Genomic DNA, 8,168 nt, shown 5'->3' on the forward strand with positions numbered 1-8,168 from the left:
CAATGGCTTTGTGCGCGATCTGGCCGGGCCGCTGCCGCCTCCCGCGCGTGTATCGGTGCAGGAAGCGGGCGATACGCTGCTGGTGGCACTGGCCAATCCTGGCGCGGCGCCGGTCACGCTGTCGCTGCGGCACCTGGCCTATGGCTCCGCCTCGGCCCCGCCACAGCGCATCGTGCTGGCGCCCGGCCAGGCCCGCACGGTGCGGGTGCCGATTGCTGCCAGCCATCACTGGTATGATCTGGCCGTGGACGGCCCCGATGGCTTTCGCCGCCGTTTTGCCGGCCACGTCGAGACCGGCAAGCCGAGCTGGTCTGACCCGGCGATGGGGACGATGGTGCAAGCCTGACGCCACTTGCGGTTTTGATGATCGGCGCGCGGAGCAGCGGGACCCCGGATCAAGTCCGGGGTGACGAGAAAATAAAGCTAGCCTAACATGTTACTGTCACCCCGGACTTGATCCGGGGTCCCGCTTTGGTCCCGCTGCCTCAGCCCAGCGGTTCTTTCAGCCAGGCGACGCCACGGCGCAGCAGATCGTGGAATACCGGCAGATCCCAGGCGCAGCGGTCCACGCTGGGCCACCAGTCGAGCATCGGTTGCAGGTCATAGTGCCCGCGGCAGTGGCCCAGGGTGAGGTAGAGCACCGCGCCCTGGCCGTGGTCCTTGATGTAGAACACCGGATGGCGGCCGGGGGCGGCGGCGGCCTCGACAAAGCCGGTGCCCGGCTCGGTGCAGCAGGTATCGAGCAGGACGTGCAGGTTGCCGTGGGTTTCGAGGTGATAAAGCTCGTCCGTGGTGTCGAACGGCTCCACGCCGGCAACCAGCGGATGGGCGGGATCGGCCACTTCGACGCGATAGGGCGCGATTGGTGGGTGGCTGATGAACTGGCTGCCCAGCATGTCCATGAACAGCGGCGCCCAGCGCGGCGCATCCCACAGCCCGGCGTTGGGCCCCTGGTCGAGCAGGCGCAGCACCGAATTGGTGCCGTGCAGGGCATACCAGCGCCCGCCGCGCGCCAGCCAGGCGCGCAGCGCTTCCTGCGCGGCCAGTGAGGGCGTCACGTCGCAGGTATAGGTGATCAGGATATCGGCCGCCTCGATCGCGGCGATATTCTCGTAATCCTCGAACACACGGGTGCGCACGGCGGGATCGTCGGCCAGCAGTTTCAGGAGTTCCAGCCGGGCGAAATCCATATCGTGCCACACCCCGCCGCAGACCAGCACGCAATCGATGCGGCGCGGGTGGCTTTGCGCGGGTTCGCTCACGCAGCGGCTCCATCGCTGCCTTCGGGAATGCCGAGGTATTGATCGAGCGTCTGCTGGAACTGGCGCAGGCGGATTTCCTGGTAGTTGCCCAGCTGCACCTTGCCGGTCTTGGAGGCGTGGAGGCCTTCCTGCACATAGGGCAGGTTGTCCATGTCCTGTTCGAACACGTCGCCCAGGATGCCCAGTTCGGGTGCCTCGGTCCATTTCTGGTCGAGGCGCAGGAACTTCATCGGCACGCCGCGCGGATGCTTTTCGCCCTTTTTCACGCGCATCAGGATGCGCACTTCCATGATGCAGGTATCGGGGGTCTTTCCGGGGCGCCAGCGATAGACGATGTTGGGCATGAACCCGCCCCATGGGGCGAAGTTGGGGAACACGTTATAGACCAGCGCATCGAGCAGTTCGGCATCGGTGGCGTGATCGTGGTCATAGCCGGTCTGCGCGGTATAGGCGGCGCGAATCTTGGCGCCCAGCGCCTCGCGCGCGGTCATGCCTTCGGGCACTTCAACAGCATAGGGATCGGCGGCGGTATCATAGTTGTCGCCGCTGCGGCCGTTGTACTTGACGAACTGGTCAACGATCCACTGCTCGCTCTTGCCCGCCGGATCGAGGTGCGGCGACATCGTGCCGAACGGCACGAGGTTGACGTTCACATGATCGCCCCAGGTCCAGTAGGCGCTGTTGCAATCACCGGTGAAAGGCAGCAGCTGCGGGTGGGTGACCACGGTGTGCCAGGCTTCCATGAAGGCTTCGGCCGTGACTTTCCAGTTGGCCGGCACTTCCTTGCCCACCCACATCACTGTCACGCATTCTTCATGGCGCCAGCGCTTGAAGTGATCGGGCAGGGGGGCGAGGAATTCCTCCAGGCTCGGCCCGCCCGGCTCTTCCCGCAGGAAGATGTAGCCGCCCCACTGGCCCACCTCTACCGCCGGCAGCGCCAGCTTGTTTTCATCGAGGTGGGCGAAATCCCACTTGCATGGCATGTGGTTGAAACTGCCGTCCTTGTTCCAGGCAAAGCCATGGAACGGGCAGACGAAGCGATCGGCCGTGCCATCTTCGGTGCGCAGCTTGCGGCCGCGATGGAGGCACACGTTGTGCATGGCGCGCACCGATCCATCGTCCTGGCGCGAGATGAGGAAACTGCGCCCGGCGTTTTCATAAACGACATAATCGCCCGGCTCGGGCAGGTCTTCCTCGCGCGCGGCGAACTGCCACACGCGCGGCCACATCCGCTCGCGTTCCAGCTGGGCGAAATGCTCGCTGGTATAGCGCGCTGCGGCGATCGGCGTGCTGCCGCGGTTCTGATAGCTGGGCGTGGTCAGCACCTCGGGCGCGGGCCGCGAATCGGCGGCCATCAGTTCCAGCCAGCTGATCCCCTCGCTGACCGGCAGGCCGCAGCTTTCGGGCGTAGGGCGCTGGGCCACGGTGTCTGCGCTTGCGGTATCGGGTGCTGCCATGGTGGGTGCCATCCTGTCCTCTCGCGCCGGATCGTGACTGCCCGGCCTACATGCCAGCATGGTCTAGGACGGCGACGCGGCGCAAGTCACCTTGCTGAAAGCATAGGTTTCGCGCGCGCCCGGATCGCGGCATGATCACCCATCAAGACCAAAATGCGGGAGAGAATGGCCGTGTCCAGGAGGCTGGAAGGAAAAGTGGCGCTGGTAACCGGCGGCACCAGCGGGATCGGCGCAGGGACGGTGCGCCGCCTCGCGGCCGAAGGCGCCAAGGTGGTGTTTACCGGATCGCGCGCCGAACTGGGCGAGGCACTGGCGCAGGAGGTGGGCGGCCGCTTTGCCAGCCACCGCGTGGAAGATGCCGCCGCCTGGCCGGCCCTGATCGAGAGCGTGCTGGCCGAGCATGGCCGGCTGGATATCGCATTCGCCAATGCCGGCACCGAACAGGGCGACGCCAATATCGAGGATGTGACGATCGAAGGCTGGTCCAAGATCGTGGCCATCAATCAGACCGGCGTGATGCTGACAGTGCAGCACGCGATCCGCGCCATGGCCCGCAACCAGGGCGCCACGGGATCGATCATCATCAATTCCTCGATGAACGCGGCGCGCCCGCTGGGCAACTATGTCACCTATTCCACCACCAAGGCCGCTGTCGTGGCGCTGGCCAAGTCGGCTGCGGTCTATTGTGGGCAAAAGCGCTATCGCATCCGCGTCAACGCCATCCTGCCTGGCGTGGTGGAAACCGACCTGATCCGCGCCATCATGGAAAGCCAGCCCGATCCGGCCGCCGTGCGCGCGATCTATGAAGGCATGGCGCCGATGAACCGCATGGCGCAGGTGGAGGAAGTGGCGGGCCTGGTCGCCTATCTGGCGAGCGATGAGGCGAGCTTCATTTCGGGCGCGGAACTGACGATCGACGGCGCCACCACGGCCGGGATGATGGGGGTATGACGATGGCCCGTCTGCATGGGCGCATGGCCCTGGTCACCGGCGGCCTGCGCGGCATTGGCCTGGCGATTGCCACGCGCCTGGCCAGCGAAGGCGCGGCAGTGACGATCAGCGATCTCGACGCGCCCGACAGCGCGGCGGTGGCGCAGGCCCTGGCCGCGCTGGGCAGCGATGCGGCCTATCTGCGCGCCGATGTTACCAGCGAAGCGGATTGGGCGGAGATTGCGGCGCAGATGGAGGCCAAGGGGGCTTGCCATATCCTGGTCAACAACGCTGGCACCGATCTGACCGGCGCGGTGGAAACCTTGAGCCTGGACGCCTGGCGCAAGATCATGGCGATCAATGTCGATGGCGTGTTCCTGGGCACGCGGGCGCTGGTGCCACTGATGGCGCGCAGCGGCGCCGATGTGGCCGGCGGGGCGAGCATCATCAACGTCAGCTCGATCATGGGGCTGGTCGGCTATTCGGAAGTATCGGCCTATAACGCCAGCAAGGGGGCGGTGCGCCTGTTCACCAAGGGCATCGCGGTGGAATTTGCGCAAAAGCGCATGCCGATCCGCGCCAATTCGCTGCATCCCGGCTTTGTCCGTACCCCGCTGCTCAACGCCGGGTTCCAGCGCTGGGTGGACAAGGGCTTTGCCGAAAAGCCCGAAGACTTGGTCGCGGCGATGGAAGCGGCCACGCCCAATGGCCGCCTGGCCGAACCGGAAGAACTCGCCGGCCCTGCCGCGTTCCTGGCGAGTGCTGACGCCAGCTATATGACCGGGGCCGAACTCGTCATCGATGGCGGCTGGACCGCGCAATAGGGAAAGACGCCATGGCATTTGAACTCGACAACGTGGTCGCCGTGGTGACCGGCGCGCGGGGTGGCATCGGCCGCGAGGTGGTGCGCGCGATGAAGGCGGCTGGCGCCACGGTGATCGCGACGGACGTGGCGGCGCCCGATGACGGTGTGGCCGATCATGCCCTGGCGCATGACGTGACCAGCCAGGCCGATTGGCAGGCCGTGGCGGATCTGGCGGCCGAACACTATGGCCGCATCGATGCCCTGGTCAACGTGGCCGGCATCAGCGTGGTCGCGAGCATCGAGGAAACCCCGCTGGAAGAATGGCGGCGGATCAATGCGGTCAACGTGGAAAGCGTGGTGATCGGGGTGCAGACCCTGCTGCCGCTGTTGAAGGCGGGCGGCCAGGCACGCGCCAGCGGCGCTTCCATAGTCAACTTCTCCAGCGTGGGCGGCATCAAGGGCGCACCGTTCAACGGCGCCTATTGCACCAGCAAGGCGGCGGTGAAGATGCTGTCGAAATGCATGGGCGCCGAATTTGCCGCGCTCGGCTACAACATCCGCGCCAACAGCGTGCATCCCGGCGGGATCGACACGCCGATGCTGCAATCGATCATGCAGCGCTATGTCGATCTGGGTGCGGTGCCCTCGCTTGAGGTATCGATGCAGGGCGTTGTCGCCGCGCATCCGATCGGGCGGCTCGGCCGACCCGCGGAAATGGCCGGCGGTGTGGTCTATCTCTGCTCTGACGCGGCAAGTTTTGTCACCTGCAGCGAGTTCATGATGGACGGGGGATACTGCATGAGCTGAAACCGGTGCGTGGCCCACGCACCGGCGTCATGAGTGGCGCCGTCAGAAGTGGCGGTAGCCCTGATGACCATAGGGACGGCCATAGGGGCGGCCGTAGTAACCCGGCCGGCCGTAATAGCCGCGATTGCCCCAGCCATAGGGATGGTAGGGGCGATAGGCCCGGTAATAGTAATCGTGATAGGGGTAAGGGCGATAGGTCCAACGGTCGCCGACATAGACCCACGGGCGATACCAGCCCGGCGCGGCATAGTAATAGTTGGAAAAATACACCGTGTCATAGCTGTAGGGCGCCGCGCCCGACCGCACGACAAAGCCCGGCGGGCAGCCTGGGCTGGTCTGGTTGGCCGTGCTGCCACCGATCGCGGCGCCACCCACGGCACCCACGGCCGCGCCGGCCAGCGTGCCAAAGCCACCATCGTGGCGGCTCGACAGGCCATTGCCCACCAGCGCGCCGAAAATCCCGCCGATCACCGCGCCGGCGGTGGCATTGCTGCGCGCCTTGACGCAGTTGTCGCGGGCCCAGGCCTCGGCATCGGCGGCATAGCGCGCGTCACGCTCTGCCTGTGCCTGGTCGATCGCGGCGGGGCTGTAGCCAGGTGGCGGTGGCGGCGGGCGGGTGCCATCGTATCCGGGCGGCGGGCCCTGATCATAGCTTTGCACCTGCACCGACAGCGTCGTGGTGGTGCCATTGGGGGCATAGCCCTGGGGCGGTTGCTGGTTATAACCGCGCTGGTCATACCCCTGTTGGTTGTATCCCTGCTGATTATAGCCTTGGGGTGCGTTCTGATCGTAATAGCCCGGCGGCGGGCCTTGATCCTCTCCCTCCTGATCGCCCGGAGGCGGCGGCGGCGCGCCATAGCCCTGCTGGGGCGGCGGGGGCGGATAATCGGAATAGCTACCGGCCTGCTGGGCAGAGGCGCTGCCAGCCATCAGCGGCAAGACCGCCATGGCAGCGGCGCCGGTTGCAAGAATGATGCGGGAAAGAGGCTGTGCCATCGGCTTGATCCACTCACTGTGATGCGTCGTGGCTATGGCCGGGCGCGTGAACGGATGCTGACGGTTTTGCCGCTTTGCGACGAGCCGATAAAGGGGTTGGCTGGCGCGCGCTACGTGCTGGCAGGATAGCAAGGTCCACGGCCCGCAACCACTGGGTTGCGGGCCCCTTTCCTGCATTCTCATCACGCTGCGGCGGAGCGGCGGGCCAGTTCACATTGCGACCAGATGTCACTCAAGGCGTCGATCAGCCGATCGATATCGCCGTCGCTGTGCACCGGCGAGGGCGTGATGCGCAGGCGTTCGGTGCCGCGCGGCACGGTGGGATAGTTGATCGGCTGCACATAGATGCCGTGGTTGTCCATCAGCCAGTCGCTGATGCGCTTGCACTTGCGCGCGTCGCCCACCATCACCGGGATGATATGGCTGGGATTGGGCAGGTGCGGAATGCCCATGGCATCGAGCCGGCGGCGCACGGTGGCGACGCGTTCCTTGTGGCGTGCGCGCTCCATCTCGCTGCCCTTGAGGTGGCGGATGCTGGCCGCTGCGCCGGCCGCCAACGCTGGAGGCAGGGCTGTGGTGAAGATGAAGCCGCTGGAAAAGGTGCGCACGAAATCGCACAGGCTGGCCGACGCGGCGATATAGCCGCCCATCACCCCGAAGGCCTTGCCCAGCGTGCCTTCGATCACGGTGATGCGGTCCATCAGCCCTTCGCGTTCGGCCACGCCGCCGCCGCGCGGGCCATAGAGGCCCACCGCGTGGACTTCGTCGATATAGCTCATCGCGCCGTGCGCCTCGCACACGTCGAGAATATCGGCGATCGGGGCGATATCGCCATCCATCGAATAGACGCTTTCGAACGCGACCAGCTTGGGCACGTCTGGCCCATATTGGGAGAGCAGTTCATCGAGATGGGCGGCATCGTTGTGGCGCCAGATATGGCACTTGGCGCGCGAATGGCGAATGCCCTCGATCATCGAGGCGTGGTTGAGCGCATCGGAAAAGACCACGCAGCCCGGGATCTTCGCCGCCAGCGTGCCCAGGCCCGCCCAGTTGGAGACATAGCCGCTGGTGAACAGCAGGGCGGCTTCCTTGCCATGAAGATCGGCCAGTTCGGCCTCGAGCACGACGTGGTGATGGTTGGTGCCCGAAATATTGCGCGTGCCGCCAGCGCCGGCGCCGCATTCGTCCAGCACGGCGTGCATGGCATCGAGCACGAGCGGGTGCTGCCCCATGCCAAGGTAATCGTTGGAGCACCACACAGTGATCGGGTGGGTGGTTTCATCGACATAGCGCGTGGCGTGGGGGAAACGGCCGCAGTGGCGCTCGATCTCGGTAAAGATGCGATAGCGGCCTTCCTCGCGAACGTTTGCCAGTTCCCCCTGGAAATAGGTTTCAAAATCCATCGCGCTCGGTCCTCTCGTCCGTGTTCTTGGTTCTTGTGCGTTCAATTGGCAGCATGGCGCGTGGGCAGCGCCCAGCCCCACAAGGCCCCGTCGCGCAGCGGCAGGGCCAGAAACAGGTGTTCGAGTGCGCCCAGGGCGGCGAGCGCAAAGAGCAGGCTGGCGCCGGCGGCATCGGCGCTGTTGGCGGGCGCGGCCAGGGCAATGGCGGCGAGCCAGGCGGCCAGCGCCAGGCAGGCGGCAATCGCGGCGTAAAGCTCAAGCCCCAGGCGCGGCTTGCCGAAATAGCTTTTGAGATAGCCCAGGTGCGGCGGCAGGATATCGGTGCTCATGTTGGGCACGCCCAGGAAAATGGCGATCTTGGTGCTGAGCCGCATGGCCAGTAGCAGGGCAAAGGCCATGGCGCCCACCTGGTTGGGCGCATCGCGGCTCATCCAGATCAGGCCTGCCGCGCTCAGCGCCAGGGCCACTTCGTGCCAGGCGACGGCTGCCACGGCATGGGAAAAGCGCT

Annotated in this window: 9 protein-coding genes; 4 read left to right on the plus strand and 5 right to left on the minus strand. The window is 65.9% G+C overall.

The features are described 5' to 3' along the window. On the plus strand, positions 1-346 hold a 346-nt coding region (locus tag H926_RS27960; RefSeq protein ID WP_043609838.1), incomplete at its 5' end, for a phospholipase domain-containing protein. A 139-nt stretch (positions 347-485) separates the two neighbouring features. Here the strand turns inward: H926_RS27960 and H926_RS0115525 are convergent. Next, on the minus strand, positions 486-1,190 hold the full coding sequence (locus tag H926_RS0115525) for a ThuA domain-containing protein (protein WP_211183217.1): 705 nt from the start codon (positions 1,188-1,190) through the stop codon (positions 486-488). Between the two features lie 68 nt (positions 1,191-1,258). Next, complete coding sequence (locus H926_RS0115530) at positions 1,259-2,719, minus strand: SRPBCC family protein (RefSeq protein WP_022677139.1); 1,461 nt, start codon at positions 2,717-2,719, stop codon at positions 1,259-1,261. Between the two features lie 171 nt (positions 2,720-2,890). Here H926_RS0115530 and H926_RS0115535 point away from each other — a divergent pair, with 171 nt between their 5' ends. From H926_RS0115535 to H926_RS0115545, 3 genes are read left to right on the plus strand one after another with little or no spacing between them, the layout of a single operon-like run. Next, on the plus strand, positions 2,891-3,670 hold the full coding sequence (locus tag H926_RS0115535) for an SDR family NAD(P)-dependent oxidoreductase (RefSeq protein ID WP_028658080.1): 780 nt from the start codon (positions 2,891-2,893) through the stop codon (positions 3,668-3,670). A gap of 2 nt (positions 3,671-3,672) precedes the next feature. After that, positions 3,673-4,473: an SDR family NAD(P)-dependent oxidoreductase gene (locus H926_RS0115540; protein WP_028658081.1), complete on the plus strand. Its 801-nt coding sequence runs from the start codon at positions 3,673-3,675 to the stop codon at positions 4,471-4,473. Positions 4,474-4,484: 11 nt separating this feature from the next. After that, positions 4,485-5,261, plus strand: a complete 777-nt coding sequence (locus tag H926_RS0115545) for an SDR family oxidoreductase (protein ID WP_022677142.1) — start codon at positions 4,485-4,487, stop codon at positions 5,259-5,261. Between the two features lie 42 nt (positions 5,262-5,303). Here H926_RS0115545 and H926_RS27965 read toward each other — a convergent pair whose 3' ends face one another. From H926_RS27965 to H926_RS34850, 3 genes are all read right to left on the minus strand, one after another. Then, positions 5,304-6,257 (minus strand): hypothetical protein, encoded by a 954-nt coding sequence (locus tag H926_RS27965; protein ID WP_148291763.1) that lies wholly within the window; start codon positions 6,255-6,257, stop codon positions 5,304-5,306. A gap of 182 nt (positions 6,258-6,439) precedes the next feature. Next, entirely contained in the window at positions 6,440-7,660 is a 1,221-nt protein-coding gene (hemA, locus tag H926_RS0115555; protein WP_022677144.1) for a 5-aminolevulinate synthase, read from the minus strand. A 41-nt stretch (positions 7,661-7,701) separates the two neighbouring features. After that, positions 7,702-8,168: DUF3623 family protein (locus tag H926_RS34850; protein ID WP_022677145.1), on the minus strand; the 467-nt coding region annotated here is incomplete at its 5' end.

This window comes from Novosphingobium sp. B-7 (genome assembly GCF_000410615.1).
Lineage (GTDB): Bacteria > Pseudomonadota > Alphaproteobacteria > Sphingomonadales > Sphingomonadaceae > Novosphingobium > Novosphingobium capsulatum.

Excerpts from the sequence above, each read along its gene's own strand:
- H926_RS0115525 (WP_211183217.1), bottom strand. The coding sequence starts at position 1,190 with ATGGATTTCGCCCGGCTGGAACTCCTGAAACTGCTGGCCGACGATCCC.
- H926_RS0115530 (WP_022677139.1), bottom strand. The coding sequence starts at position 2,719 with ATGGCAGCACCCGATACCGCAAGCGCAGACACCGTGGCCCAGCGCCCT.
- H926_RS0115540 (WP_028658081.1), top strand. The coding sequence starts at position 3,673 with ATGGCCCGTCTGCATGGGCGCATGGCCCTGGTCACCGGCGGCCTGCGC.
- H926_RS0115545 (WP_022677142.1), top strand. The coding sequence starts at position 4,485 with ATGGCATTTGAACTCGACAACGTGGTCGCCGTGGTGACCGGCGCGCGG.
- H926_RS27965 (WP_148291763.1), bottom strand. The coding sequence starts at position 6,257 with ATGGCACAGCCTCTTTCCCGCATCATTCTTGCAACCGGCGCCGCTGCC.
- hemA (WP_022677144.1), bottom strand. The coding sequence starts at position 7,660 with ATGGATTTTGAAACCTATTTCCAGGGGGAACTGGCAAACGTTCGCGAG.